Source organism: Martelella sp. HB161492, assembly GCF_013184775.1.
In the GTDB taxonomy this organism is placed as follows: Bacteria; Pseudomonadota; Alphaproteobacteria; order Rhizobiales; family Rhizobiaceae; genus Martelella.
The window spans coordinates 100,824-126,669 of sequence record NZ_JAATVV010000013.1; the positions used below are offsets into that span (position 1 = coordinate 100,824).

At 60.8% G+C, this 25,846-nt stretch carries 25 protein-coding genes; 14 read left to right on the forward strand and 11 right to left on the reverse strand.

What is annotated here, in order from left to right:
* Positions 1-4 precede the first annotated feature (4 nt).
* From prmC to HCK86_RS19800, 6 genes are all read left to right on the forward strand, one after another.
* On the forward strand, positions 5-865 hold the full coding sequence (gene prmC, locus HCK86_RS19775) for a peptide chain release factor N(5)-glutamine methyltransferase (RefSeq protein ID WP_176086205.1): 861 nt from the start codon (positions 5-7) through the stop codon (positions 863-865).
* 316 nt (positions 866-1,181) lie between these two features.
* The gene (locus HCK86_RS19780; protein ID WP_176086206.1) at positions 1,182-1,916 is read left to right on the forward strand and encodes a DUF4167 domain-containing protein; all 735 of its coding nucleotides are present in this window, start codon (positions 1,182-1,184) and stop codon (positions 1,914-1,916) included.
* A gap of 292 nt (positions 1,917-2,208) precedes the next feature.
* A complete protein-coding gene (cmk, locus tag HCK86_RS19785) occupies positions 2,209-2,847 on the forward strand; it encodes a (d)CMP kinase (RefSeq protein ID WP_176086207.1) in 639 nt (212 codons plus the stop codon).
* 183 nt (positions 2,848-3,030) lie between these two features.
* A complete protein-coding gene (rpsA, locus tag HCK86_RS19790) occupies positions 3,031-4,740 on the forward strand; it encodes a 30S ribosomal protein S1 (protein WP_176086208.1) in 1,710 nt (569 codons plus the stop codon).
* Between the two features lie 142 nt (positions 4,741-4,882).
* On the forward strand, positions 4,883-6,610 hold the full coding sequence (locus HCK86_RS19795) for a serine protease (RefSeq protein WP_176086209.1): 1,728 nt from the start codon (positions 4,883-4,885) through the stop codon (positions 6,608-6,610).
* Between the two features lie 81 nt (positions 6,611-6,691).
* Complete coding sequence (locus HCK86_RS19800; RefSeq protein WP_210259974.1) at positions 6,692-7,042, forward strand: DUF6665 family protein; 351 nt, start codon at positions 6,692-6,694, stop codon at positions 7,040-7,042.
* A gap of 106 nt (positions 7,043-7,148) precedes the next feature.
* On the opposite strand, the gene HCK86_RS19805 is transcribed toward HCK86_RS19800, so the two are convergent.
* Entirely contained in the window at positions 7,149-7,322 is a 174-nt protein-coding gene (locus tag HCK86_RS19805) for a DUF465 domain-containing protein (protein ID WP_176086264.1), read from the reverse strand.
* 260 nt (positions 7,323-7,582) lie between these two features.
* On the opposite strand from HCK86_RS19805, the gene purE reads away from it, so the two are divergent.
* From purE to HCK86_RS19825, 4 genes are all read left to right on the forward strand, one after another.
* Entirely contained in the window at positions 7,583-8,086 is a 504-nt protein-coding gene (gene purE, locus HCK86_RS19810) for a 5-(carboxyamino)imidazole ribonucleotide mutase (protein WP_176086210.1), read from the forward strand.
* Between the two features lie 3 nt (positions 8,087-8,089).
* The gene (locus HCK86_RS19815; RefSeq protein WP_176086211.1) at positions 8,090-9,154 is read left to right on the forward strand and encodes a 5-(carboxyamino)imidazole ribonucleotide synthase; all 1,065 of its coding nucleotides are present in this window, start codon (positions 8,090-8,092) and stop codon (positions 9,152-9,154) included.
* A 123-nt stretch (positions 9,155-9,277) separates the two neighbouring features.
* Positions 9,278-9,403 carry a type B 50S ribosomal protein L36 gene (gene ykgO, locus HCK86_RS19820; protein ID WP_165217824.1) on the forward strand — a complete coding sequence of 42 codons (126 nt, stop codon included), beginning with the start codon at positions 9,278-9,280 and terminating at the stop codon, positions 9,401-9,403.
* Positions 9,404-9,460: 57 nt separating this feature from the next.
* Positions 9,461-10,057 carry a hypothetical protein gene (locus HCK86_RS19825; RefSeq protein WP_176086212.1) on the forward strand — a complete coding sequence of 199 codons (597 nt, stop codon included), beginning with the start codon at positions 9,461-9,463 and terminating at the stop codon, positions 10,055-10,057.
* Positions 10,058-10,140: 83 nt separating this feature from the next.
* Here HCK86_RS19825 and cydX read toward each other — a convergent pair whose 3' ends face one another.
* From cydX to HCK86_RS19855, 6 genes are all read right to left on the reverse strand, one after another.
* Positions 10,141-10,251, reverse strand: coding sequence for a cytochrome bd-I oxidase subunit CydX (cydX, locus tag HCK86_RS19830; protein WP_176086213.1), 111 nt, complete (start codon positions 10,249-10,251; stop codon positions 10,141-10,143).
* Between the two features lie 60 nt (positions 10,252-10,311).
* The gene (gene cydB, locus HCK86_RS19835) at positions 10,312-11,466 is read right to left on the reverse strand and encodes a cytochrome d ubiquinol oxidase subunit II (RefSeq protein WP_176086214.1); all 1,155 of its coding nucleotides are present in this window, start codon (positions 11,464-11,466) and stop codon (positions 10,312-10,314) included.
* Positions 11,467-11,472: 6 nt separating this feature from the next.
* On the reverse strand, positions 11,473-13,065 hold the full coding sequence (locus HCK86_RS19840) for a cytochrome ubiquinol oxidase subunit I (protein ID WP_176086215.1): 1,593 nt from the start codon (positions 13,063-13,065) through the stop codon (positions 11,473-11,475).
* Between the two features lie 89 nt (positions 13,066-13,154).
* Entirely contained in the window at positions 13,155-14,855 is a 1,701-nt protein-coding gene (gene cydC, locus HCK86_RS19845) for a thiol reductant ABC exporter subunit CydC (RefSeq protein WP_176086216.1), read from the reverse strand.
* A complete protein-coding gene (gene cydD, locus HCK86_RS19850) occupies positions 14,852-16,621 on the reverse strand; it encodes a thiol reductant ABC exporter subunit CydD (RefSeq protein WP_176086217.1) in 1,770 nt (589 codons plus the stop codon). Before cydD ends, cydC begins: the two co-directional genes overlap by 4 nt.
* Positions 16,622-16,624: 3 nt before the next feature.
* Positions 16,625-17,203 (reverse strand): GbsR/MarR family transcriptional regulator, encoded by a 579-nt coding sequence (locus HCK86_RS19855; protein WP_176086218.1) that lies wholly within the window; start codon positions 17,201-17,203, stop codon positions 16,625-16,627.
* A gap of 355 nt (positions 17,204-17,558) precedes the next feature.
* On the opposite strand from HCK86_RS19855, the gene HCK86_RS19860 reads away from it, so the two are divergent.
* Positions 17,559-19,067 (forward strand): acetyl-CoA hydrolase/transferase family protein, encoded by a 1,509-nt coding sequence (locus HCK86_RS19860; protein ID WP_246739688.1) that lies wholly within the window; start codon positions 17,559-17,561, stop codon positions 19,065-19,067.
* A 61-nt stretch (positions 19,068-19,128) separates the two neighbouring features.
* On the opposite strand, the gene HCK86_RS19865 is transcribed toward HCK86_RS19860, so the two are convergent.
* Positions 19,129-20,307, reverse strand: a complete 1,179-nt coding sequence (locus HCK86_RS19865; RefSeq protein WP_176086220.1) for an MFS transporter — start codon at positions 20,305-20,307, stop codon at positions 19,129-19,131.
* A 29-nt stretch (positions 20,308-20,336) separates the two neighbouring features.
* Entirely contained in the window at positions 20,337-20,681 is a 345-nt protein-coding gene (locus tag HCK86_RS19870; protein WP_176086265.1) for a metalloregulator ArsR/SmtB family transcription factor, read from the reverse strand.
* Positions 20,682-20,819: 138 nt separating this feature from the next.
* On the opposite strand from HCK86_RS19870, the gene trxC reads away from it, so the two are divergent.
* Positions 20,820-21,293: a thioredoxin TrxC gene (trxC, locus tag HCK86_RS19875; RefSeq protein WP_348641106.1), complete on the forward strand. Its 474-nt coding sequence runs from the start codon at positions 20,820-20,822 to the stop codon at positions 21,291-21,293.
* Positions 21,294-21,346: 53 nt separating this feature from the next.
* On the opposite strand, the gene HCK86_RS19880 is transcribed toward trxC, so the two are convergent.
* Positions 21,347-22,111 (reverse strand): 5-oxoprolinase subunit PxpA, encoded by a 765-nt coding sequence (locus HCK86_RS19880; protein ID WP_176086222.1) that lies wholly within the window; start codon positions 22,109-22,111, stop codon positions 21,347-21,349.
* A gap of 272 nt (positions 22,112-22,383) precedes the next feature.
* On the opposite strand from HCK86_RS19880, the gene HCK86_RS19885 reads away from it, so the two are divergent.
* A complete protein-coding gene (locus HCK86_RS19885) occupies positions 22,384-23,019 on the forward strand; it encodes a nucleoside/nucleotide kinase family protein (RefSeq protein ID WP_176086266.1) in 636 nt (211 codons plus the stop codon).
* 82 nt (positions 23,020-23,101) lie between these two features.
* Positions 23,102-24,142 (forward strand): dihydroorotase, encoded by a 1,041-nt coding sequence (pyrC, locus tag HCK86_RS19890; RefSeq protein ID WP_176086223.1) that lies wholly within the window; start codon positions 23,102-23,104, stop codon positions 24,140-24,142.
* A gap of 137 nt (positions 24,143-24,279) precedes the next feature.
* On the opposite strand, the gene HCK86_RS19895 is transcribed toward pyrC, so the two are convergent.
* Entirely contained in the window at positions 24,280-25,842 is a 1,563-nt protein-coding gene (locus HCK86_RS19895) for an FGGY-family carbohydrate kinase (protein ID WP_176086224.1), read from the reverse strand.
* Positions 25,843-25,846: the final 4 nt, after the last annotated feature.

The window sequence follows — 25,846 nt, forward strand, 5'->3', positions numbered from 1 at the left end:
ACCAATGCTGACGCTGAGGGCGATGTTCGACGAAGCCTGTGCCGCTCTTGCCGAGGCAGGCATTGCCGAACCGCGCGAAGAGGCGCGTCACCTGATCAGCGGGCTGTTTTCTCTCTCACTTGGCGGGCTGAGCCTCGAGGGCGCCCGACTTGTGAATGATGAAGATGTTGCGCGCGCGCGCGGTGCGGTCGTGCGCCGTGCTGCCGGCGAACCCGTCTACCGCATCCTTGGCGTCCGCGAGTTTTACGGCCTCGATTTCGCCCTCGGGCCTGAAACGCTCGAGCCGCGCCCGGATACCGAAATCCTGGTTGAGGCAGCATTGGCAGAAATGCGGCAAATTGTCGCCGAACGTGGCAGCGTGCGTTTTGCTGATCTGGGGACAGGGACGGGGGCCATTGCGATAACGCTTCTGACGCAATGTATGCAGGCACACGCTGTTGTGAGCGATATTTCGCAATCTGCCCTTGAAATGGCGCAAAGGAATGCCCTACTACATAAAGTGACTGAACGGTTCGAGACCCGGTGCGGGTCGTGGTATGCACCACTTGACGGGCTGTTCGACATGATTGTGTCAAATCCACCTTATATCAGGACGGACGAGATAGAACGGCTCCAGCCGGAGGTTCGCGATCATGATCCGCGTGCTGCTCTCGACGGCGGCGACGACGGGCTTGACGCCTACCGGGCGATTGCTGCAGGTGCGTGGACATTCCTCGCTCCGGGCGGAATCGTGGCTCTGGAGATCGGCTATGACCAGAAAGTGCCGGTCGTCGCGATTTTCGAAACGGCGGGCTTTGCGCTCAAAAGAGCAATTCGGGATCTCGGCAACAATGATCGGGTCGTGATCTTCAAACCGGCGCGTTGATCGGAATGTCACGCCCGCAATGTTTTTGAAAACTTTCAGAGAAAGGGCTTGGATTTTTCGAGCAAGCGGGCTAGGTTGCAGCCACGTAAAAAGGCGACTGATAAGCGGTAACGATTCGTTCGACCCAGGCAGTCTCAGGTGTTGTGCTTGATGAATATGTTCAAGCCGTGCCGCCTTTGGCGTGATTCAGTGATTTGGATTCCATGATTGGCAAACGGGCTCGATTGGCCCAGCCAGCGGATCTATGCCGCCGGGAAGCGCTTGTACGCTGCCGTGCGGTCTAGCTCGGCCACAACAAAAATCAGGTGTATATTCCATGAGGCCAGGACAGCAGAACAAGCGCAGCCGGGGGCGCGGCAACAACAATAACAACAACTTCAACCGCAAGGGCGCCAACCCGCTGACCAGGACCTATGACAGCTCGGGTCCCGACGTGAAAATTCGCGGCACGGCTCAGCATATTGCCGAGAAGTACCTTGCTTTGGCACGGGATGCACAGGGATCCGGCGATCGCGTCATGGCGGAAAACTACCTGCAGCATGCCGAGCATTACAATCGCATCATCGCATCCGCCCAGGCACAGCTGCAGGAACGCTATCAGCGTGACGATCGCAATGATGGCGATGACAGCGACATCAATGATGATGATAGCCCGGCCGTTGCTGCGCAGCCGCAGCAGAACCGTCAGTCTGAGCGCACAGAACAGCCGAAACAGGCTGCTGCTGAAAAGCCGGTCGATGCTGATGGACCGCAGCCGGTCATCGAAGGCACGCCCGCCGAGGTGATGGCTGAAGAGGCCGACGGTCAGCCGGTCGCAGGGCGCCGCAATACGCGCCGGCGCACGCCGACCGGGGCACGCCCGCGCCGCACCAAGCGTGGCGCCGAAGGCGAGGGTGAGGGCGCAGCTTCCGCCGAGGCCGAGCCGGCCGCTGAAGCCGCAAGCCCGGAAGGTGAGCCGGAAAAGAAGCCGGCCCGTCGCCGTCGTGCCCGCAAGGATGCCGATGATGGTGACGCAGGCAAGCCGGAAATGGCGGAAGCCGCTTCGGAATAAGGTACCTTTCGGCAGAGCGTTTCATGAAACCCGGTTGCTGATGCGGCCGGGTTTTTCGTCGGGCAGTGCGCCGTGAGCCTGGCAGAGATGTGCGGCCTGGATCGCGCCCGCTTTCGGAGAGCATTGCTGCATTGCCAGAACTGACCGGCACCGGATGTCGCGGCAGCGCCAGACCGGCGCGACCTTGCCGCCACCGGTCCGGCTGTTTTTCGAAGGGCAGGGTTCGGTTGTGATTGAAAACCGCGGCCTGTTTTCCTAACTAGTTCGCAACCGCATAAAAGAAGAGAAAAGCATGGGCTTCGTGATCGCCATTGACGGGCCGGCTGCCGCCGGCAAAGGAACGCTTGCGCGCAAGCTTGCCAGTCACTACGGCTTTGCGCATCTCGATACCGGTCTGACCTATCGCGCAACCGCCCATGCCTTGCTTTCCGCCGGCCTGCCGCTTGATGACGAGGCCATTGCTGCCGACCTGGCTGGCAAGGTCGATCTGTCGCGCCTCGATCGAGATGTGCTCTCCGCGCATGAGATCGGCGAGGCCGCGTCCAGAGTGGCGGCGATGCCGGCTGTTCGGCGGGCGCTGGTGCTGGCGCAGCAGAGATTTGCAGGACGTGATCCGGGCGCCGTGCTGGACGGCCGCGATATTGGCACTGTTGTCTGCCCTGATGCGCCGGTTAAGCTCTATGTCACCGCCGATGCTGATATTCGCGCCCGCCGTCGCTTCGACGAGATCGTTGCGCGCGGCCAGACGGCCGATTTCAATGTGATCCTCGACGATGTGCGCCGCCGTGACGAGCGTGACACATCGCGTGAGGACAGCCCCTTGCGCCCGGCTGAAGATGCGTACTTGCTTGATACGTCCAAAATGGGTATAGAAGCCGCGTTTGCAGCGGCATGCGAGTATATCGAGGCTCGCCGCAAAGCATTTTTATGAGGATAGCGGGTGTTCCGCTTCCCGAAAACGGCCTTTCATTGCATCCAGGCGCCGGAATATTCTTGACCATATGGTCAAGAAATGGGTGCTGCGAAAGGCTCTGGTTCAACACCAGCCACCGGCGCATAAGTGCACGTCCGCGCACCTGAAATATGAGCGGAAACGGCACGATTAGGAGTTTTCATGACTGCACAGACCCCCACGCGGGACGATTTCGCCGCTCTGCTCGAGGAATCCTTTGCCGAGAACAATGATCTCGCAGAAGGCTATGTTGCCAAGGGCATTATCACGGCGATCGAAAAAGATGTTGCCATCATCGATGTTGGCCTCAAGGTCGAAGGCCGCGTTCCGCTTAAGGAGTTCGGCGCCCGTTCCAAGGACGGTGAGCTGAAGGTCGGCGATGAAGTCGAAGTCTATGTCGAGCGCATCGAAAACGCGCTTGGCGAAGCTGTTCTGTCGCGCGAAAAGGCTCGCCGCGAAGAAGCCTGGGTCAAGCTCGAAGCCAAGTTCGAAGCTGGCGAGCGTGTTGAAGGCCTGATCTTCAACCAGGTCAAGGGTGGCTTCACCGTCGATCTCGACGGCGCGATCGCCTTCCTGCCGCGCAGCCAGGTGGACATCCGTCCGATTCGCGACGTATCGCCGCTGATGCACACGCCGCAGCCCTTCGAAATCCTGAAGATGGACAAGCGTCGCGGCAACATCGTCGTTTCGCGCCGTACCGTTCTCGAAGAGAGCCGCGCTGAGCAGCGTTCGGAAATCGTCCAGAACCTTGAAGAAGGTCAGGTCGTCGAAGGCGTTGTCAAGAACATCACCGATTACGGTGCATTCGTCGATCTCGGCGGCATCGATGGTCTGCTGCACGTCACCGACATGGCATGGCGTCGCGTCAACCATCCGACCGAGCTTCTGTCGATCGGCCAGCAGGTCAAGGTCCAGATCATCCGCATCAACCAGGAAACGCACCGCATTTCCCTGGGCATGAAGCAGCTGGAAGCCGACCCGTGGGATGGCATCTCGGCCAAGTATCCGGAAGGCAAGAAGATTTCCGGTACCGTCACGAACATCACCGATTACGGTGCATTCGTCGAGCTGGAGCCGGGCATCGAAGGCCTGATCCACATCTCGGAAATGTCCTGGACCAAGAAGAACGTACACCCCGGCAAGATCCTGTCCACGAGCCAGGAAGTCGAAGTTGTCGTGCTCGAAGTCGATCCGGCCAAGCGCCGCATCTCGCTCGGCCTCAAGCAGACGCTCGAAAATCCGTGGGAAGCCTTCTCCTTCTCGCATCCGGCCGGCACGGTCGTTGAAGGCGAGATCAAGAACAAGACCGAATTCGGTCTGTTCATCGGTCTGGAAGGCGATGTCGACGGCATGGTTCACCTGTCGGATCTCGACTGGAACCGTCCGGGCGAGCAGGTCATCGAGGAATATGCCAAGGGCGATGTCGTCAAGGCTGTTGTTCTCGACGTCGATATCGAGAAGGAGCGTATTTCGCTCGGCATCAAGCAGCTCGGCAAGGATTCGCTGACTGAAGCTGCCGCTTCCGGCGAACTGCGCAAGGGTGCAGTGGTTTCCTGCGAAATCACCGCGATCAACGACGGCGGTGTCGAGGTCAAGCTCGTCAACCACGAAGACATCGTGTCCTTCATCCGTCGCTCGGATCTGGCCCGCGACCGCGACGAACAGCGCCCCGAGCGTTTCTCGGTCGGTCAGCTGGTCGATGCCCGCATCACCAACTTCTCCAAGAAGGACCGCAAGGTCATGCTTTCGATCAAGGCGCTGGAAATCGCTGAAGAGAAGGAAGCTGTGGCTCAGTTCGGTTCGTCTGACTCGGGCGCTTCGCTCGGCGACATTCTCGGCGCCGCTCTGAAGAACCGCGACGACGCAGAATAATCGTCATCAGCGATTGTCTGAATGATAAGGCCGCCGGAGGGAAACCTCCGGCGGCTTTTTTGTCCGGACTGGCCGATTGATCGCACTTGATTTTCTGCGTCGAAGGGCGGCAATTGAAACGCTTGGTTCAGGGGCTTTTATCGTGCGGTTTCTGGTTTTCATTCAGCTCATGACAGCGCTGCCTGCGGCGGCTGCACCGGTCAATGGCATTCCTGCAGATGACTGCGCCGTTGTGGTCGCCTCGCGGCCCAGCCTTGACGCGGTCGTCGACTATGTTCGCGACCATCCGCAATATCTGTATGATGCTGTCTATACTTCGCAAAACGGCTGGTATGCCATTTCCTCCGGCCTTCTGCCGCAGCTTCAGGCTACCGAACGGCTGCAGCAGCAAAAGGCTGCGGGTCTGGCGCCCGCCGATGCTTTCTGTTCGAGCGGCGCGCATCTGACGGGACGGATCTGGTCTGCTGACACCCCAGCGGCGGCACCGGAAGCGGGTGAGGTGTTGATGGCGGCTTTCGACGCGCGGGCGCTTAACCGCAGCGAGAAGTGCTTTCTGCAGGCCGGGCTCGCGCTCGCCGGGGATTACACGGGGCAACTCGACTGCGCCTGGGGGAGCGGGTCCCAGGCGGCGCTGGAGCGCTGGTCTGCCCGCAATTTCAGTGCCGAGCCCGCCGCCCTGCATGCGGCCGTGCTGGCCGTGCAGGCTTATGGAATTCTGGATGATGATGGCTGGACTGCGACCAGCATCGATCAATACGGCGTCTCGCTTCAGTTGCCCAACGCAAAGATCCACGTTGTCAACAATGACGAGGCTGGTGTCACGCTTGAGGATGACGCCGGCGGTCTGCGGGTCGTCCTGCAGAAGGACAGCCTTTCTGAAAGCATTGCGATGCAGGAGAAGCTGCGCAAGGCAGTTTCCGGCGGCGCAGACACACCGTACACGCTGCGCCGGGATGACCTGTGGGTCACGTCAGGCAGAGCCGGTGACACCCGGTTTTATCTCCGCAGCGATGTCGACGGTGCTCTGGCGCGAAACTTTCTGGTTATGTCGCCGGCTGAGGCTGTCCCTGACCGTGCGGCGCTGGTGATCGCGAGCTATCGTGCCGGGCCGCAATCCGATCTCATGCCGCTTGAACCGGGCGTCCTGCTTGACCTCGTATCGGCAATGAATCGTCTGCTCCCGGATGATGCTGGCGCAGGAGACGTTCCGCAAGACCGCGATGTGACCGGGCAACCGGCCGGCGCCGGCGGCGATGCGCGCGCCTCGGGCAGCGGCTTCTATGTCGATGCCGCAGGCGATGTGATGACCAATCACCATGTCGTCGGTTCGTGCAACAGCGTAACGGTCGACGGCAAGGCAGCCGATATTCGCTTTGTCGATGAAGGCTTCGATCTCGCCCTGATCCGGCCGCAGGCCGGATTGCCGACGGGCGCCGAACCACTCTCCTTTTCCGATCAGCCGGTCCGGCTCAATGCTGATGTCACGGTTGCAGGCTATCCGTTGCATGGGCTGATCGATACGCTGAATGTGACCCGCGGCTCGGTCTCTGCCCTCAAGGGGGTTGGCAATGACGCGACACGGCTGCAGATCACTGCGCCTGTCCAGGCCGGAAACTCCGGTGGACCGATCGTCGATCGCTTTGGAGCTGTTGTCGGTGTTGTGGTGTCCAAGCTTGACGGTTTTTACGTCGCCGATGCCACCGGTGATCTGCCGCAGAATATCAATTTCGGCATACGCGGCTCGATCGCGCAGATCTTTGCCAGCGCGAATGACGTCAGTCTCACCGTGTCAGCGAATGAGACCCCGATCGCGCCCGAAGACCTTGCCGACCGGCTGCGCCGGGCCACGGTGCTGATCGAGTGCTTTTGAACCTCATGCAGCCTTTGTTTTGACTGGGGCATGCTGCGGCGGTAAGCTCCTCATCTGTCATGTTTTTTGAAAGGATGTGTCATGCCGCGGCTCACATCGATGAAATCGGATCGCCCCGATGCCGTAGAACGCCAGTTCAACGCCTTTTCCGAGGAGCTCCTGAAGGAGACGGCGGAAGCACTTGGCCGGCTCGGGCGTGATCTTGAACAGGCGCTTGCGGCGCTGAAGCGGCACGACGAGACGCCCGGCTCCAATCTGGACCGCGATGCCCTGGTCCAGAATGCCGCGGACAAGGCCTTTGCGCTGTTCATCCAGCGTGACTATCTCGGGCTGAAGAGTGATCACCACCTGACGGCGACCTATGACATTCCAAATGAGGTGATGCTGCGGGTCGGCGTGATCGAGAAGAAGAAAAAGGTCGATGACATTTGACGCCATCGCGATGTCGCACCGGCGCTGGCAGCGCACAAAAAAGCCCCCCGGGCATTGACCATTGTGGCGCGCCGGGAGGCTCTTTCGGACACTTATGCCGAGAGCATCAGTTCGATGCGGTCTGCATCCGTTTCATTTCGTCTTTAAGCTGAAGTTTGCGGCGCTTGAGTTCGGAGATTTCCTCGTCGTTGCTGGAAGGGGATGTCATTACGTGACGCAATTTCTTTTCGAGATCGGCGTGCTTTTCTTCGAGAGAGGCGATGTGAGTCTGAACAGTCATCATTCACGTCCTTCCTTCGTTATTTCCATCCTTATGGATGGTCTCCTTGGTCATCAATTTGCAATATTAGTCTGACACAAGAAGAGGTCGTTGTCGAAGGCGGAATTATGATTCGGGCGGCAATTTTCGGGCATTTTGCCGCTGGCTTTCCTCATTCTTGCTTTGGTGGTATGGCGTCTTCTGGTATCGCAGGATACATAAGCTGTTCGGTACGAACCTATGGTGCCGCTATCATCAAATCTGCCTGAAGACGGAAGCCGATGACCGAGATTGATACACCGCCCGTTGCCATCATCATGGGGTCCCAGTCGGACTGGGACACGATGAAGAACGCCGCCGATATGCTGGAGATCCTCGGTATCGGCTATGAGGCCCGCATTGTCTCCGCCCATCGCACGCCTGAAAGACTTTATGCCTTTGCCCGCGGTGCGCGGGCGGAAGGCTTTCAGGTCATTATTGCCGGTGCTGGCGGCGCCGCGCATCTGCCGGGCATGGCGGCGGCGCTGACGCCGTTGCCGGTTTTCGGCGTGCCGGTTCAGTCGCGGGCACTGTCAGGCCAGGACAGCCTGTTGTCGATCGTTCAGATGCCGGCTGGTATCCCGGTCGGAACGCTGGCCATTGGCCGTGCCGGCGCCGTGAATGCGGCGCTGCTGGCTGCTGCCGTGCTGGCGCTTGCTGACCCGGAGATTGCGCTCAGGCTTGACGAATACAGGGCCCGCCAGAGCGAGGCGGTCGCCGAATATCCCATCGATGAGGACGAATAGAACATGAGAACCATTGGCATCGTCGGCGGCGGACAGCTTGGCCGCATGCTGGCCATGGCTGCTGCCCGCCTGTCGATCCGCACTGTCATTCTGGAGCCTGACCCGGACTGCCCGGCGGCCCAGGTCGCCAATCAGCATATTGTTGCTGCCTATGACGATGAGGCGGGACTCGCGGCGATGGCGGATGCATGCGACATCATCACCTATGAATTCGAGAATGTGCCGGAACGTACGGCAACCCGGCTCGCTGCCCGCCGTCCGGTCTATCCGCCGGCGCGGGCGCTGTCGGTCTCGCAGGACCGGCTGACAGAGAAGCGCTTTCTCAATGAATGCGGCATCACAACGGCCGGCTTTGTCGCCGTTGACACGCTGGATGACCTCACCGCCGCGCTCAAGACCCACGGCGGGCGGGGCGTGCTGAAAACCCGCCGCTTCGGTTATGACGGCAAGGGCCAGTGGGTTTTTGACGGCGAGAATAATGACCCCGAAGGCGCCTTTGCCGCGCTGAACGGTCAGCCTGCGATTTTCGAGCAGTGGATTGCCTTCGAGCGCGAGGTCTCGGTGATCGCCGCACGCGGTGCCGACGGCTCGGTTGTCTGTTTCGATGTGGCGGAGAATGTCCACCGTGAGGGCATCCTGAGAACCTCGACCGTGCCGGCGGCGATTGCGCCTGCCGTGGCTGAGGATGCCGTGCTGGCGGCTGAGCGCCTGCTCGGTGCGCTCGGCTATGTCGGTGTGGCCGGTATCGAATTCTTCGTCACGCCCGACCAGCAGCTGATTGCCAATGAATTTGCCCCGCGCGTGCATAATTCAGGTCACTGGACCGAGGCGGCCTGCGTCATTTCGCAGTTTGATCAGCATATCCGTGCCGTATGCGGTCTGCCGCTGATCGATCCGATGCGTCACAGTGACTGCGTCATGTATAATCTGATCGGCGACGACATGCTGGATATTGCCCGCTGGATGAACACTGCAGGTGCCTATGTCCACCTCTATGGCAAGGCAGAAAGGCGTCCGGGACGAAAAATGGGCCATGTTACTGTGCTGCAGCCGCCTCTCGGCGGTTGACTTGGGCGGAGTCTTTCGCTATTCACACCCCCACGAGCAAGCGCGCCGATCTGGCGCGCTTTTGATATGAAACGGACCGCCTTGTGAGAAGTCGAGCGCGGTTAATTTACGCGGATCGAAAAAATGAAGATCAAGAATTCGCTCAAAGCGCTGAAGGCCCGCCATCGCGAAAACCGTCTGGTTCGCCGCAAGGGTCGTGTTTACATCATCAACAAGCAGAACCCGCGCTTCAAGGCTCGTCAGGGCTGATTGTCCGGTTCCAGCATTTGCTTTGATTTTTCGCCATGACGGGATATGATTCCCGTCATGCGTTTTTCTGTGCTCCCCGTTCTGGCATTCATTCTGCTCTCCGGCACGGCAAGTTTTGCCGAGGAGATGGCGTCTGTTGCTGACCAGCAAGCGCCGCTTTCGAATGAAAGCGAGGCTGCATCGCTTGATCTTCTGTTTTCCTCGCTGAAAAAGACCCGTGATGCCGATGAAGCGGCAACGATCGCCGCGCGGATTGACGAGGATCTCGATTACTCGGACAGCGCTACGGTCCGGCTGCTGATCGCCTGGTCCGACGATGCCAGAAATCAGCAACATCCGGCGGCGGCGCTTGATTTCCTGAGCGAAGCGATCGCACTCGATCCGGGCGATCCGGCAGGGCACCGCAAACGGGCGCAGCTGCATTACGCCGATCACAATTACCACAAGAGCATGGATGATCTGCAGGCGGTGCTGGCGCTTGAACCGCGCGATATCGGCTCGCTGGCGCTGATGGCGACGATCCTTGAGCAATCCGGGCGTATGGAACAGGCGCTTGCCGTCTGGCGGCATTACCTCGAGATCTATCCGGCCGACCGCAAGGTCGCGGCCCATATTGATGCCGAAGACGAGAAGCTCGCCGGAAAGCGGATCTGAGTCGTCTTGGAGCGAATAGCAAAAAGCCGGAACGGTTTCCCGTTCCGGCTTTTCCTTGTCCGCAATGAACTGGATGGGGCAGATCAGCCCTTCTTTTCCTTCGCGGCGTCATCCATCATTTCGTACCACATGGCGTTCAGCACGGCGAACAGTGCTGCCAGCGGAAGGCCGAGGACCCAGGCGAAATACCACATAGTCAAGTCTCCTTGTTCGTTGGAGGAGGAGGGGCCGCGCGGGCGGCCCGCATCCGTCGATCAGTAGGCGTGGCCGCCTTCCTTGGTGATGTCCTTGGGCGTCACCTTGCCCCACATGATGTGGTAGACCCAGCTCGTATAGGCGATGATGATCGGAACGAAGATCACCGAGCAGACCAGCATGATGAAGAGGGTCAGGTGGCTGGAGGACGAATCCCATACCGTCAGGCTGCTGGTCGGATGTTCCGACGAGGGCAGGATGAAGGGGAACATGGCGACACCGGGCGTTGCGACAATGCCGAAGACCGAAATCGACGAGGACAGCATGCCGAAGATTTCCTTCTTCGACTTGAAGCCGATGATTGCACCCAGCGCACCGAGGAAGCCGAGCACGGGGGCCAGGATCATCCAGGGATATTTGCCGTAATTGGTGAACCAGGCACCCTTTTGCCGGACAACTTCGCTCATCAACGGGTTGGACGGGCCAGCGGGATCGACAGCGGCGGTGAAGGCATAGCCGTCAATGCCGTAATAGAGCCAGACACCGGCAAGGGCGAACAGAACGATCAGCACGATGCCGGCAATGGCGCCGTAGCCGCGTGCGCGTTCTGCAACGGCTCCATCGGACTTCAGGGTCAGCCAGGAGGCGCCGTGCATGACGAGCATGGCGACACAGACGAGACCGGTCAGAAGCGCGAAGGGGTTCAGAAGGCCGAAGAATGAGCCGTCATAGAAGACCCTGAGCGAATCGTCGAAGCGGAAGGGCACGCCCTGCAGGGTGTTGCCGAGGGCAACGCCGATGATCAGCGTCGGCACGAAACCGCCGATGAACAGCAGCCAGTCCCAGGTGTTGCGCCAGGCGGCGCTTTCGCGCTTCGAGCGATATTTGAAACCGACCGGGCGCAGGATGAGCGCGAACAGGATCGCGAACATGGCCAGATAGAAGCCGGAGAAGGAGACGGCGTAGATCAGCGGCCATGCGGCGAAGATGGCACCACCACCAAGAATAAGCCAGACCTGATTGCCTTCCCAGACCGGTCCGATGGTGTTGATGACAATGCGTCTTTCAACGTCATTGCGGCCGACGAAAGGCAGCAGCGTCGCTGTGCCAAGATCGAAGCCATCCATGATCGCATAGCCGATCAGCAGAACGCCGAGCAGCAGCCACCAGATGATGCGGAGGACTTCGTAGGAGATAAGATCGTGCAATACCATGGTTTTTTACTCCGCAGGTGCTGCGTTGCTCTTGATCTGGCCGATGCCGAGCATCGGCATTTCCGGGCCGTGATCGGGCTGCGGACCTTTACGGATGCCCGCGAGCATCAGGCCCATTTCGACGATGAAGAGGATTGTATAGATGGCGGCAAAGCCAATGATGGTGAGAAGCACCGTCGAAGCGCCAAGGCTGGAGACAGCGGCGGCGGTCGGAAGAACGCCTTCGATGATCCAGGGTTGACGTCCGAATTCCGCAACGATCCAGCCGCATTCAATGGCAATCCACGGCAGCGGAATGATCAGCACAGCCAGCTTCAGCAGCCAGGGGTAGCTATCCAGACGGCGGCGAGCCGACAGATAGAAGAAGACCAGCATGACGGCGATGAAGCCGAAGCCGCATGCAACCATGATGCGGAATGTCCAGAACAGCGTCGGCACATTCGGAACCAGGCTGTTGGCTGCCATGGTGATCTGGGCGGGTGTCGCATCGCGCGGATCGTCAACCCAGCGCTTCAGCAGATAGGCATAGCCGAGGTCGTTGCCGTATTTCTCGAGCGTGGCCTGATCGGTCGGATCTGCCGTACCGCTTGCCATGCCCGCGCGGACCTTGACCAGAGCATCATAGGCCAGAATGCCGTTTTCAACCTGGGTCTTGCCCTGTTCGACAAGCTGGTTGATACCCTCAATCGGCGTATCAAGCGAACGGGTCCCGATCAGTCCCATGACCCACGGAATGCGCACGGCAAAGTGAGTTTCACGATCCTTCATGTCGGGCACGCCGAACAAGGTAAAGGATGCCGGGGCGGGTTCGGTGTTCCACATCGATTCGATTGCAGCCAGCTTCATCTTCTGATGTTCGGTGGTGAGATAACCACTTTCGTCACCAAGAACGACGACCGACAGCGCCGCAGCCAGACCGAAGGAACAGGCAACCGTCATAGACCGCTTGGCCAGTTCGACGTTGCGCCCCTTGAGAATATACCAGGCCGAAACGCCAAGAACGAAGACCGAGGCACAGACATAGCCGGCCGAAACGGTGTGGACGAACTTGGCCTGAGCGACGGGATTGGTCAGAACCTGGAAGAAGTTCGTGACCTCCATGCGCATCGTCGCCGGGTTGAATGCGGAGCCGACCGGGTTCTGCATCCAGCCATTGGCGATCAGGATCCACAATGCCGACAGGTTGGAGCCGATGGCCACGCACCAGGCGGTGATCAAATGGGCAACCTTGGACATTCGGTCCCAGCCAAAGAAGAACAGGCCGACAAAGGTCGCTTCCAGGAAGAAGGCCATCAAGCCTTCAATCGCCAGCGGCGCACCGAAAATGTCACCGACATAGTGGCTGTAATAGCTCCAGTTCATGCCGAACTGGAATTCCATCACAATACCGGTCGACACGCCCAGCACAAAATTGATGCCAAACAGCGTCCCCCAGAATTTGGTCATCTGCCGCCAGATGGGGCGGCCCGACATGACGTAGACCGTTTCCATGATCGCCACGATCATGGAAAGGCCCAGCGTCAACGGCACAAACAAAAAGTGGTATAGTGCCGTCATAGCGAATTGAAGGCGCGATAGCGCCACGATATCCAGTTCCATTGCGTCTCTCCCGCTTTCAAACCGGGTCTGGTTTTTCAGGCTTCGCCCCCTCGAGCGGAGCCGGAGCTTATGTGATCGAAGAGACCGGACTAGTCCGGTCTCAGGGTGGCAAGGGTGGCCTGAAAGGCGTCCTCACCGCGTCTGGGGCTTGCGATAATCCGCCCCGAAGATATCAGTATCAGCCGGTCTGCCATTTCGGCTTCGCGGCGGATATGGGTGGCAATAACGACCGTGCGGTCGTTGCCGGCCCGGCTTAACAGCCGGGTCATGACGTCGCGCGCCGTCGGCCCGTCAAGGCCTTCGGTCGGCTCATCCAGGAGCCAGACCGGGGTGTCGCGCAAAATGAGACGGGCAAGCGCCAGGCGCCGGGCCTGACCGCCGGAAAGTCCGAGGCCGCTCTCGCCGAGCTCCGTGTCGAGGCCGAGCGGCAAAGCGCGGACCGTTTCGCCAAGGCCGGCGGCATCAAGGGCGTCCAGCAAGGTGGCATCGCCCGCCGTCGGAGCTGCAAGCTTGAGATTGGCGCGCAATGTGTCGCGAAACAGCTCGGTCCGCTGGGTCAGAAGGGTCGTTGGAAGGGCACAGACCAGGCCTTCTTCAGCAATGGTTTCGCCGGCAAAAAGCGCCATCAGCGAGGATTTTCCAGCACCGCTCGCACCGATCAGGGCGACCTTCTCGCCGCAGGCAATGTCAAGCGACGTGCCGGCAAGAGCGGGCTTGCGGCGGCCATCATAGTGCTGCGTCACGGCTTTAAGCGAGAGCGCCAGCCCCTCGCGCGGTGTCTGCGGGCGGCTTGCGGGTTCTCCGGCCGCATCAAAACGGGGGGCGAGCCTGCGTGCCGACAACAGCGTTCGTCCAAGCTCCAGGGCGCCGCGTCTGAGTGCGGCGAAGGGTTCCATGGCGGCAAAGGCCACCAGCAGCGCAAGGGCTGCCAGCGGCGCGGTAATGGTGCCTGCTGCTGCAAGGCTGGCGCCGGCGATCAGCACGCCGGCCAGAATGAAGGCGGTGACAATGTCAAAACCCATTCCGGTATTGGTTTCAATGGCATTGAGGGCAAGATCGCTGTCACGCTCACGCCGGTCGGCATCGGCGACCATGCGTTTCTGGTTCTGAAGGCGTCCTGCAAGGGCCAGTTCGCTTTGTCCGGCAACAAGATCGACCACGCGGGCGCGCAGTGCTTCCTGCGCATGGGCGCGGCGGCGCGCAGGTCTTTCCGCCGTTCTTGCCGCCAAAAGCGGCAGCGCGAGGCCCGGTAGGACAATGGCAGCGGCGACGCCGAAACCGAGCGGCCAGGACAGGATGCCGAGCACGATCAGTGCGACAAGTCCGGTCAAAAACGCCACCGCACCGGGCAGGAGCACGCGCAGATAAAGCGAATCAAGCGCGTCGACATCGGCCGTCAGCCGGAAGAGCAGCCGGGCAGGGCGGAAGGCGAGGGCGCGGGCAGCACCCGGCACGGCGAAACCGCGAAACAGTTTCACGCGCAGGCCAGCCAGAACCCGCAAAGTTGAATCATGGGTCTGCAGCCGTTCGAAATAGCGTGCCGCAGTGCGCGACAGGGCGAGGAAACGGATGGCGGCAGAGGGCGCGAAAACGTCGAAGGCGAGAGCGGCCGTGGCGGAGAGCCCGGCGATGCCGGTGGCCGTGACAAACCAGCCAGACACGCCGAGAAGGGCAATGCCTGCCAGAACCGTGGTTGCGGCCAGCGCGACACCGGCAAGCAGCCCGAACCGGCGTTCGTTCAGGAACAGCCGGATGACCGGGCCGAGTGGCCTTAATCCACCCCGTCTCATGGGCGCCCCCTCATGTTCAACCCCTCAAGGATGATGACACGATCCATGCGTTCTGCAAGGACTGGATCGTGGGTTGCAATCACCATGGTCCGCCCGGAGGCGAGCGTCAGCAAGGCCTCGGTGATTTCGGATGCGGTGGCGCTGTCAAGATGGGCGGTCGGCTCGTCGGCAAGGATAAGCCCTGCCTTTCGGTCGGCCGCAGCACGCGCCAGCGTCAGGCGCAGCCCCTCGCCACCGGAAAGACCGGCGCCGTTCTCGCCGATCAGCGCGTGGCCATGGGCCTCGGCGGTCGTGTCCAGACGGGCAAGCGTCAGCGCCTGGGCGACGGCGCCGGCATCGATGTCGGTGCGGCCGAGCCGGATATTGGCGGCAATCGAACCGGCAAAAAGATGCGGTGTCTGGCCGATCCAGGCGATGCGGCGTCGCAGGGCGCTGGCCGTATCTGATGTCAGGGTCTCGTCATCGATCACGACGGAACCGCGATCGGCTTCAGCAAGACCGGCAATCAGCGACAGAAGCGTGGACTTGCCGCTGCCGGACGGGCCGAGAATGGCCACATGTTCACCGTCGGCGACGGAGAGGGAAAAATCCTCGAACACCGGGTCGGATGCACCGGCATGGGTGAAGCTCAGGTGGCGAATGGAAAGACGGGCTGGCCGGGCCGGGACTGCGGCCATGTCGTCCGCATCACCGTCAACCATCTTCAGGCCGCCTTCGGCCAGCCGGTCGAGCGCTTCAAGCGCTGCGACACCGGAAGCCCGGTCATGCCAGACGGCGGAAAGCATGCGCAGCGGGTCGAAAAAGGCTGGCGCCAGCAACAGGATGAACAAGCCTTCGGCAAGGGTGAGCTTGTCGCCCCAGGCGCCAAAGCCGATCTCGCCAAGCAGATGGAAGCCGATATAGGCGGCGGCCATGGCAACGCCTAGTGCAGAGAAAAGTTCAAGCACCGCAGACGTCAGAAAGGCGACCTTCAGCACGGCCATGGTGCGGATACGCAGGCTTTCGGCGCGCACGCGCAGCCGGTTTGAAACCATGTCGACGGCATCGAAGGCGCGGATCGTGGCAAGGCCGCGCAGCCGGTCAAGCAGAAAGGCGTTCAGCGTGCCCATATCAGCAAGGTGTTTTTCCGACGCGGACTGGGCGCTCCAGCCAATCAGCGCCATGAAAACGGGGATCAGCGGCGCCGCCAGCAACAGCACAAGGCCTGCGATCCAGGAGAAGGGAAAGATCACCGCCAGAATGACCAGCGGCACGATCGAGGCCTTCTTGCGGGCTGTCTGGAAACGGGCGAGATAAGGCACGATATGTTCGGCCTGCTCGGCGAGGATGCTGGCCGCCTCGCCGGACGGGGCACGGGCGGTATCAAGCGGCGAGCGGTGAGCGATGGCGGCAATCGCGGCGTCGCGCTTTTCGCTGAGGATCGAGCGGGCCGCGCGATAGGCAAGCCTTGCACCCTGACGCTCCAGCACGGCTTTCACAAGACCGAGAACCAGTACGATCACGGCCATCGGCATCATGTCGGCAACGGGCTGGCCGCGTGCGATCATGCCAATGGCATTGGCAAGACAGGCAGCCTGCGGCACCCACATCAATTCGGCGAGTGTCTGCAGCCAGGCAGCGGCGGACAGGCGGCGGCTGGTCGGGGTGGTCTTGGTCTTTTCGCGCCGGCGCCGGGGCGTGCGCGGCTTCTTGCCCGCCTTGCCGGCAATGGCTGCGGGCAACTCGAGTGCGACTGTACCGCTGTCGGGGGAAACACGCTGGTCCATCGCTCAGGCCACCTTGCCCTTGTCGCCCTTGGGCGGCTTTCCAAGCGTCATGATCCGGTCCTTGGTCTCGAGCAGTTTGGTAACCTTGGAGCCAAGGGTGAGCAGGGTCAGCAGCCGTTCGGTCTCGAGCGTCTTGATGTCGTCATACCAGCCGGTGAGCTGTTCGATCAGGGCGTGCATTTCATGCATGCGGGTCTGGGCATAGCTGTCGGCTGCATCTTCCGGTTCGCGCTGCAATATATCGCGGAGGACGGAGAGGGTGGGATCGATCTCGCGACGCTTGCGCTCCTCGGCGAGGATCCTCAGAATTGCCCAGACATCTTCCGGGGTGGTGAAATAATCGCGCCGGTCGCCCGGAACATGGCGCAGGTTCAGCAGTCCCCAGGACTGCAGCTCCTTCAGCCCCATGGAAACATTGGAGCGGGACATCTTCAGCGCTTCAACGATATCATCGGCAGAGACCGGTTCCGGTGCGATATAGAGGAGGGCATAGATCTGCCCGACCGTGCGGTTGATTCCCCAACGGCTTCCCATCTCTCCGAAATGTAGGACAAAGTCCTGCGCCATCGGCGACAAAATCATATCCGGTCCTGTCAAATCTGGAATTTCAGTAATTTCTGAAATCCTTGTACTGCGTCACCTGATATGTTGCAAGAGCGTTCCTGCCGGCCATCAAAATGCGCAATCGCGTCCCCCTAATCCTCAAAGGCTTTAGCAGAGCGGCCGCTCCGGTCATTTGATTTATGTCATGCCGCCTTGAAAAGGCCCGGATCGACTTTGGTCGTGGTTGTGATTTCGCCGCTGCGCTGCAAAAACTGGCTTTTGATATTTTTGCCGCCAAGGCCCGACGTCTCACGCCCGCCTTCTCGCGGCGCCCAAAGCTATGGTTCCGGCATCGTTCGGGCAACCATTCTTGAGTATAGGGAGGAGTTCCGGCTTGGAACAAAGAGTGCGCAATGCGAGCCTTCGCGAAAAGATTGTCAGCGCCGGCGAGGCGGCCGCGCTGATTACGGATGGCATGGTGGTCGGCATGAGCGGGTTCACCCGTGCGGGCGAGGCCATGGCGGTGCCGATGGCGCTGGCCGAGCGGGCCAAGAGCGCTCCCTTCCGTATCACGCTGATGACCGGCGCATCGCTTGGCAATGACCTCGACAAGACACTGGCCGAAGCGCACGTCCTGTCGCGCCGCATGCCCTTCCAGGTTGATACGGTGCTGCGTGGTGAAATCAATTCCGGCGAGGTGATGTTCATCGACCAGCATCTGTCGCAGACGGTGGAATTGCTGCGCACGCGCCAGATCGCGCCGGTCAATGTGGCCGTCATCGAGGCCGTCGCCGTGCTGGAACATGGCGGCATCGTGCCAACGACGTCCGTTGGCAATTCGGCCAGTTTCGCCATCCTCGCCGACAAGGTGATTGTCGAGGTCAATACCCATCACCCGCTGTCGCTGATCGGCCTGCATGATGTCTTTATCCCGGCCCAGCGTCCCTCGCGCAGTCCGATCCCGGTGGTTTCGCCGGAAAGCCGGGTCGGCCTGCCCTATATTCCGGTCCCGCCGGAAAAGATCGCTGCAATCGTCATCACCGAGAAGCAGGACAGCGCCGCCAAGATCCAGCCGCCTGATGAGGGCACGCGCGCCATTGCCGGCCATCTGATGGAATTCCTCGAACATGAGGTGAAGAAGGGCCGGCTCACCAATTCGCTGCTGCCATTGCAGGCCGGCATTGGTGCAATCGCCAATGCGGTGATGAACGGCTTTCTCGATTCTCCCTTCGAGAACCTGAAGATGTACTCAGAAGTCCTGCAGGACTCGACCTTCGATCTTTTCGATTCCGGCAAGCTCACCTTTGCCTCGGGCTCGTCGATCACACTGTCCACGCCGATGTATCGCAAGGTCTTTGCCGATCTCGATCGTTACAAGTCACGGCTGATCCTGCGTCCGCAGGAGGTGTCCAATCATCCGGAAGTCGTGCGCCGTCTCGGCACGATCGGCATCAATACGGCGTTGGAATTCGACATTTACGGCAATGTGAATTCAACCCATGTCGGCGGCACGCATATGATGAACGGGATTGGCGGTTCGGGGGATTTTGCCCGCAACGGCTACGCCTCGATCTTCGTCACCAAGGCGCTGGCCAAGGGCGGAGCGGTGTCATCGGTCGTGCCGATGGTCTCCCATGTCGATCACAGCGAGCATGATGTCGGCATTGTCGTCACCGATGTCGGCCTTGCGGATCTGCGCGGTCTGGCACCGCGCGAGCGGGCCCGCTCGATCATCGCCAATTGCGTTGACCCGCTCTACCGCGATGCGCTGAACGACTATTTCCAGCGTGCCTGCCGTCTTGGCGGCCACACGCCTCATATCATGGAAGAAGCCTTCGACTGGCACATCAATCTGAAGCGCCATGGTTCGATGCTGCCAGGGCTTTCGGTGGCGGCCGAATAATCGGCGCGCCGCAGGCTCAGCCGAGCGATGACGAGGCCCGGTGATCCGGGCCTTTGTCGCATCAGGCGGCTGCCCGGCGGCGGGAGACGGCGAGGGCGGTGAAGATGACCGCTGTGGTCGGAATGACCAGCCAGTTCATCAGGCTCCAGCCACCCTCAAGATTGACCAGGCTGCCGGCAAGGAAAGAAGCCAGCGCAACCGAACCGAAAACGAGGAAATCGTTGAGGCCCTGCACCTTGCCGCGCTCTTCCGATGTATGGCATTCGGTGATCATGGCGGTGGCGCCGATAAAGCCGAAATTCCAGCCGACACCGAGGAAGATCAGCGCGATCCAGAAATGAGCGAGCCCCAGGCCGGTGAGGGCGGAAATGGCGCAAAGCGCCAGGAGAACGAGGCCCGTCATGGCAATCTTCTCCTTGCCGAAGCGGGCAATGAGCCGTCCGGTGAAGAAGCTCGGGCCGAACATGGCCAGCACGTGCCATTGGATGCCAAGTGCAGCCTCCCCGACAGTATGGCCGCAGGCGACCATGGCCAGCGGTGCCGCTGTCATGACGAAGGCCATCAGCGCATAGGAGACGACGCCCGTCGAAACCGCCAGAACGAAGCGCGGGCTGCGGGCGATTTCGCTCAGCGGACGCCCGCCGGAAATCCCTTTCGGTCCGGGTGCAGCCGGCTTGGGGAAGCGCAGTCTCGAAATGACGAGAAGTGTCAGCAGCGCCAGCACTGACTGGCCGATGAAGCTGCCGGCATAGGGTATGCCGGGCAGGGCATCGCGGGTCCAGATCACCACCTGCGGACCGATGATGGCAGCGGCAAGCCCGCCGATCATCACGCGTGAAATCGCCTTTGCCTTCATGCCGTCGGCGACTGTATCGGCTGCAGCAAAGCGGAAGCTCTGCACATAGGCATTGTAGAGACCGGCGGCGACAGTGCCGAGGCAGAACAGCCAGAAGGCCGATGTGACGATGCCCGAAGCGGCGATGAGGCCGCCCATCATGCCGATCAGCGTGCCGAAGGTATAGCCGAGCCTGCGGCCATAGCGACGCATGATGAATGCGGCCGGCAATGTTCCGGCGGCAACACCGAGATTGAAGAGGCTCACCGGCAACGTTGCGAGCGTCTGATCCGGTGCGATCAGCTGGCCGACAATGCCGCCGAGCGAAATGACGATCGTCGGTCCGGCGCCGCCCAGAGACTGGGCAAGCGTGAGGGTGTTCATGTTGCGCCTTGAGGCGTCCATGGGGCAGCTTTCTGGATAGGGCGGCGGGACTATTCGTTTGCCGAGGAGAGGTCGTCTTCCATGCAGGCGAAATCGGTGGCGCAAAAGGTCTTGTAAAGCGCTGTCACGATGTCACGCGCTGGCGCGCTGTCGATGCGATACCAGATCGTCTGGCCGTCACGACGCCCGGAGATGAGCTTGTCGCGGCGCAGCAGTGCCAGATGTTGGGAGACGGTGCTATCGCGGATACCAAGAAAATCGGCGAGCTGTCCGACCGAGCGTTCGCTGTCGATCAGCTGGCAGAGTATAAGCAGGCGATGCCGATTGCCGAGCGCTTTGAGCAGCTCGCAGGCTTCATTCGCCGCATCTAGCATTTCTTCGCTTTTAATTTTCATTCTTGCGTATTTACGTTTATTTGCATATATTGTCAATGTGGTAAGTGTCATTTGTAACGTATGCTTTGATGATCGGCAATGATTGCGGTGCAACTTTGCCGCAGGGCAATCGTACCGCTTTCTCGAGGAGGATATTACGTGCAGGAGAGCCGGGAACATGGGGTCGAGGCACCAAAGGCAGCAACCGAAATCGTCTGCAGCCAATGTGGTGCGGTCAATCGTGTTCCGGCGTCGCGCAATGCGGGTGAGGCGCGCTGCGGAAAATGCAGCGAGCCGCTGTTTTCAGCCCACCCGGCCGATGTGGATGGTCAGATGTTCTCCCGACAGGTGAAGCGCTCGGGCGTGCCTGTGCTTGTTGATGTCTGGGCGCCCTGGTGCGGCCCCTGCCGGATGATGGCGCCGCAATTTGCCGAAGCAGCCAAGACACTCGAACCCGGTATCCGCCTGATCAAGCTGAATTCGGACAATGAGCAGACGCTTTCCGGCCAGCTCGGCATTCGCGGGATTCCCACCATGCTGCTCTATTCAGGGGGCCGCGAGGTGGCACGCACCTCCGGTGCCATGTCATCCACGCAGATCATCGCCTGGGTGCGTCAGTCTCTTGCGCCATGAGGTCTCGAGCGCCTTGCGTCCATTCGGGCGCACAGGCGAAATTCTGGCTGTCGTCAGTGGATGAAGTTTGCGACGGCGAAACCGTTCTTCTCCAGCTTGTTGCGGACAGCCTGGGCAATCAGCAGCGCTTCCGGCGTGTCGGAATGGACGCAGACAGAGCCCATCGGCGTTTCGATCCGCTTGCCGGATACGGTGATGATGGCGCCGTCGGACACCATGGCGACGACCCGGTCGCCGGCTTCTTCCGGATCATGAATGAGGGCGCCCTTCTGCCCGCGCGGAACCAGGAAGCCGTCATCGGAATAGGCGCGGTCGGCAAAGATCTCCGGCACCACCGTCAGCCCCATTTCCTCACCGATCCGGGCCTGATGGCCAAGTGCGATCGCCAGACAGATCAGCGCAGGATCAACGGCCTTGATGGCATTGTTGAGCGCGCGCGCCACGGCCTTGTCCTGCTGGGCCAGATTGCCGAGCGCGCCGTGGGCTTTCACATGGGTGATCGGATGGCCGACATAGTCGGAGACCGCCTGGGCCGCGCCGATCTGATAGGCGACCATGCGTTCGATATCGCCGATCGAATAGGGGATGTTGCGCCGCCCGAAACCCATGAGATCGGGAAAGCCCGGATGGGCGCCAACGGCGACATTGCGGTCGCGCGCAATCGCGAAGGTCTGGGCCATGATATTGGGATCACCGGCATGAAAGCCACAGGCGACATTGGCCGAGGAGACGATCTTGAGCATGGCCGCATCGTCGCCCTTTTCCCAGGCGCCGAAGCTCTCGCCCATGTCACTGTTGATATCGATCCGCTGGCGCATTTGGACCTCCCGGAAGTCTTGTTGATCATCTTGGATTTTTGCTTCAGTTTAGGGGCAGGTTTACCTGCACCTCAACGATTTTCTTGCTATAAGCTTCCCACTCACGACATAGCAATTCGGCGCGTTATGCGTAGGGAACATAGAAAAACAAGGCGAAAATCGTGATCAAGGGCTGCGTATGCCAGCGCAATCAATTGAGAAACCTGAGTTCTTGGAAATGGGGGTAAGAGAATGCAGCATCGTTATGGCAATCCTGGAACTGATGAATGCCAATGAACGCCGACGTGACGATCTTGGCGGAGACGATAACCGCCGCATCACAAAAGGTCGGAAACAGACGCCTTGTCATTGGCATTGCCGGTCCACCCGGTTCCGGTAAATCCACCATGGCTGCGGCGCTCGCCGCCGCGTTGATCGCGCGGGACCGTGCCGCGGTGATACTGCCCATGGATGGGTTCCATCTGGCGAACCGGCTTCTGGAAGAGAAGGGGCTTCTGTCCAGAAAGGGGGCACCGGAAACCTTCGACCGGTTCGGCTTCGCCTCGGCCCTCAAGACGGTCCGGCTGGATCAGCAGGAGGTGTTCGTGCCGGAATTTGACCGGGAGCAGGATCTGGCAATTGCCGCAGCGATCTCGATCGCGCCGGAAGACCGGATCGTGATCGTTGAAGGCAATTATCTGCTTCTTGATGAGCCAGGCTGGCGCGATCTGCGCCATATGCTTGATTTCACGGTCTTTCTGGATCCGCCCCTGAACCTCCTTGAGGAGCGTCTCGTCAGACGCTGGCGCGATCACGGGCTTGATGCCGAAGCCGCCGAACAGCGGGCAAGGGAGAATGATATCGTCAATGCGAAGCGTGTTCTGGCACATCGGCTACCGGCAACGCGGGTGTTCGACACGATTGCCTGATCTCGGTCCGTGAGCGATTGCCTCCATGGGCCGGCCAATGCTATGGCGGTGGCGAGTAAAACGCCGAAAGGAAGTCGCCGCCATGGATCGCCTGACACTCCGCCGCCCCGACGATTGGCATCTGCACCTGCGTGATGGTGCCATGCTTGAGGGCGTGATTGGCGACACCAGCCGCCATTTTGCCCGCGCCATCATCATGCCCAATCTGGTGCCGCCGGTGGTGACGGCCGCTGATGCGGTTGCCTATCGCGATCGCATTCTCAAGGCTATTCCGGACGGCGACAGCTTCAAGCCGCTGATGACGCTCTACCTGACGGAGAGCACCGATCCGGCAGATGTTGCCGCAGCCTATGAGAGCGGGCTGATCACCGCGGTGAAGCTCTATCCTGCGGGGGCGACCACCAACTCGCAGAGCGGCGTGCGCAATTTCGAAAATGCCATGCCGGTGCTTGAGAAAATGGCCGAGATCGGTCTCAATCTCTGTGTCCATGGCGAGGTCACGGCGAAGGATGTCGACATTTTCGACCGCGAGGCCGTGTTCATCGAAACCGTGCTTGATCCGCTGCGCCGGCGCCTGCCGGAGCTCAGGGTCACGATGGAACATGTGACGACGAAGGACGGCATCGACTATATTTCTGCTGCGGACAGGAACCTCGCCGGTTCGTTGACGACGCATCACCTGATCATCAATCGCAATGACATTCTCGTCGGCGGTATTCATCCGCATTATTACTGCCTGCCAGTCGCCAAACGCGAAAACCACCGTCAGGCGCTGGTTGCGGCTGCCGTTTCGGGTGATCCGCGCTTTTTCCTCGGCACTGATTCCGCGCCGCATGTGGATCCGGCCAAGGAATGCGGCTGCGGCTGCGCCGGTATCTATACCGCACCGAATACGATGAGCTGCCTCGCCCATGTCTTCGAGAATGAAGCGGCGCTTGACAAGCTCGAGGCCTTTGCCTCGCTCAACGGACCGGCCTGGTACGGATTGCAGCCCAATGCCGAGACGATCACGATGGTCCGGCGTGCGCAGCCGGTTGCCTATCCTGCAAGGATCACGACCGGTGCCGGCAGCGTCACGGTTTTCGACCCGAAATTCCCGCTGTTCTGGGATGTCGAGGCCTAGAGTATCCGTGCGTCCTTTTGGACGCACCAGGACGCTCTATCTTATTGAAACTACGCATCGGCCGGAAAAGCGGAGCCCGGTTTTTCGATAACCCGATCCAGCGCCCTTGCGAGCGGACGCGATGGCATTGCAGACGATCATACGGCGCGCAGCTGTGCCTGGCAGTCCTGGAGAATGAGAAGGCGCTGCATGTCGCGCTCATACAGACGGGTGCGGCGCGGATCGGGCACAACGGTCAGCTCGCTGGCCTGCATCGCGACGGCCGCTGCTGCAAGCCCGGCATGAAGACCGGCGGCAGACGCGGCATTAATGGCCGAGCCCAGCAGAACGGCGTCCTTCTCCCTGGCAAGAACGAGCGTCTTGCCGGTCACGTCAGGATAGATCTCGCGCAAGAGCGGATTGCGCGCATGGCCGCCGGCAAGCAGCAGCGTATCGGCGGCGAAACCTGCTTCAGCCATGGCGCCGATCACCTGTTTCAGACCGAGCGCAATGGCCACCAGCGCCCGGAAATAGAGCCGGCACAGTCCGTCAAAGGATTTATCCAGCGTCAGCCCGGCAATCATGCCCGTCATGGCCGGATCGGCAAAGGGCGAACGGTTGCCGTGGAAATCCGGCACCATGGTGATCCCGGAGGCGAAGCTGTCACCCTCCATTGCGCGCAGCGTTTTGATCCGGGCAATGACCCGGTCATGCAGAGCCTCGGTTGCGGTGCCGCCGGCGCTTGAAGCTTCCAGCAGATGGTTGAGCAGGCCACCGGTGGCCGACTGGCCGGCCTCCACCAGATAGGAGCCGCGATAAAGCGCGGAAAAGAAGGGGCCCCAAAGGCTCTTGCCGTGGTGCGGCACTGCTGACTGGCCAACGAGGCAGCTTGACGTGCCGCCGATCAGCGCCAGCGGCGAAGGGCTTCCCGTCTGCGGCGGCGGCAGGACACCGAGGGCGCCCGCATAGGCATCGACCATGCCGGGGGCGACCAGCACCGCTTCATCAAGACCAAGATCACGCGCGGCATTTGCTGTCAGCGGCCCGATGGCCGCGCCGATGGCAAGGGGCCGACGGTCAAGCCCGTCCCGGGCGGGAAGGTCTTCAAGGCCGACGGCTTTCAGAAAATCATGTGACCAGCCCGTCTCTGTTTCCGGCAGATAGGTCCACTTGGATGCCAGTGTCGAGATCGAACGCTGCGTGCTTCCGGTGGCGAGGAAGGTCAGAAAATCGGCGAGATCGAAGACATTGCCGCCGCTTTCAAGCAGATCGGGCCGGTTGCGGCGCGCCCACATCAGTTTCGGGATCTGCATTTCCGGTGACATGACGCCGCCAAGACGGCTGAGGACATCATGGCCTGTTGCCGTGCATTCGAAAGCCTCCGCACTGGCCCGGTGGTCGAACCAGGCGATGGTATCGAAGCCTTGACGCGACAGTGCGGCAGGTTTCTCGCCAGCGGGCTGAAAGACAAGCGAACAGGTGGCGCCAAAGGCGATTGCAGCAATCTCTGACGCCTCTATGTCCGCCTCGGCCCGCACCGCCCTGACGGTCGTCGCCACGGCCTGCCAGATGTTCTCTGAGGAATATTCGCCGCGCTGGGCCGTGTCACGGGAGAGGTCAAGCGGATATACGCTGCGCGCCTTCATGTATCCGTCGCCATCAAACAGGCCGGCACGGGCGCTTGCCGTGCCAACATCGACGGCAATCACAAATCTGCGCATTGCT

Coding starts and splice junctions, on each gene's coding strand:
- prmC (WP_176086205.1), top strand. CDS start 5: ATGCTGACGCTGAGGGCGATGTTCGACGAAGCCTGTGCCGCTCTTGCC.
- HCK86_RS19780 (WP_176086206.1), top strand. CDS start 1,182: ATGAGGCCAGGACAGCAGAACAAGCGCAGCCGGGGGCGCGGCAACAAC.
- cmk (WP_176086207.1), top strand. CDS start 2,209: ATGGGCTTCGTGATCGCCATTGACGGGCCGGCTGCCGCCGGCAAAGGA.
- rpsA (WP_176086208.1), top strand. CDS start 3,031: ATGACTGCACAGACCCCCACGCGGGACGATTTCGCCGCTCTGCTCGAG.
- HCK86_RS19800 (WP_210259974.1), top strand. CDS start 6,692: ATGCCGCGGCTCACATCGATGAAATCGGATCGCCCCGATGCCGTAGAA.
- HCK86_RS19805 (WP_176086264.1), bottom strand. CDS start 7,322: ATGACTGTTCAGACTCACATCGCCTCTCTCGAAGAAAAGCACGCCGAT.
- purE (WP_176086210.1), top strand. CDS start 7,583: ATGACCGAGATTGATACACCGCCCGTTGCCATCATCATGGGGTCCCAG.
- HCK86_RS19815 (WP_176086211.1), top strand. CDS start 8,090: ATGAGAACCATTGGCATCGTCGGCGGCGGACAGCTTGGCCGCATGCTG.
- ykgO (WP_165217824.1), top strand. CDS start 9,278: ATGAAGATCAAGAATTCGCTCAAAGCGCTGAAGGCCCGCCATCGCGAA.
- HCK86_RS19825 (WP_176086212.1), top strand. CDS start 9,461: ATGCGTTTTTCTGTGCTCCCCGTTCTGGCATTCATTCTGCTCTCCGGC.
- cydX (WP_176086213.1), bottom strand. CDS start 10,251: ATGTGGTATTTCGCCTGGGTCCTCGGCCTTCCGCTGGCAGCACTGTTC.
- cydB (WP_176086214.1), bottom strand. CDS start 11,466: ATGGTATTGCACGATCTTATCTCCTACGAAGTCCTCCGCATCATCTGG.
- HCK86_RS19840 (WP_176086215.1), bottom strand. CDS start 13,065: ATGGAACTGGATATCGTGGCGCTATCGCGCCTTCAATTCGCTATGACG.
- cydC (WP_176086216.1), bottom strand. CDS start 14,855: ATGAGACGGGGTGGATTAAGGCCACTCGGCCCGGTCATCCGGCTGTTC.
- cydD (WP_176086217.1), bottom strand. CDS start 16,621: ATGGACCAGCGTGTTTCCCCCGACAGCGGTACAGTCGCACTCGAGTTG.
- HCK86_RS19855 (WP_176086218.1), bottom strand. CDS start 17,203: ATGATTTTGTCGCCGATGGCGCAGGACTTTGTCCTACATTTCGGAGAG.
- HCK86_RS19865 (WP_176086220.1), bottom strand. CDS start 20,307: ATGGACGCCTCAAGGCGCAACATGAACACCCTCACGCTTGCCCAGTCT.
- HCK86_RS19870 (WP_176086265.1), bottom strand. CDS start 20,681: ATGAAAATTAAAAGCGAAGAAATGCTAGATGCGGCGAATGAAGCCTGC.
- HCK86_RS19880 (WP_176086222.1), bottom strand. CDS start 22,111: ATGCGCCAGCGGATCGATATCAACAGTGACATGGGCGAGAGCTTCGGC.
- HCK86_RS19885 (WP_176086266.1), top strand. CDS start 22,384: ATGAACGCCGACGTGACGATCTTGGCGGAGACGATAACCGCCGCATCA.
- pyrC (WP_176086223.1), top strand. CDS start 23,102: ATGGATCGCCTGACACTCCGCCGCCCCGACGATTGGCATCTGCACCTG.
- HCK86_RS19895 (WP_176086224.1), bottom strand. CDS start 25,842: ATGCGCAGATTTGTGATTGCCGTCGATGTTGGCACGGCAAGCGCCCGT.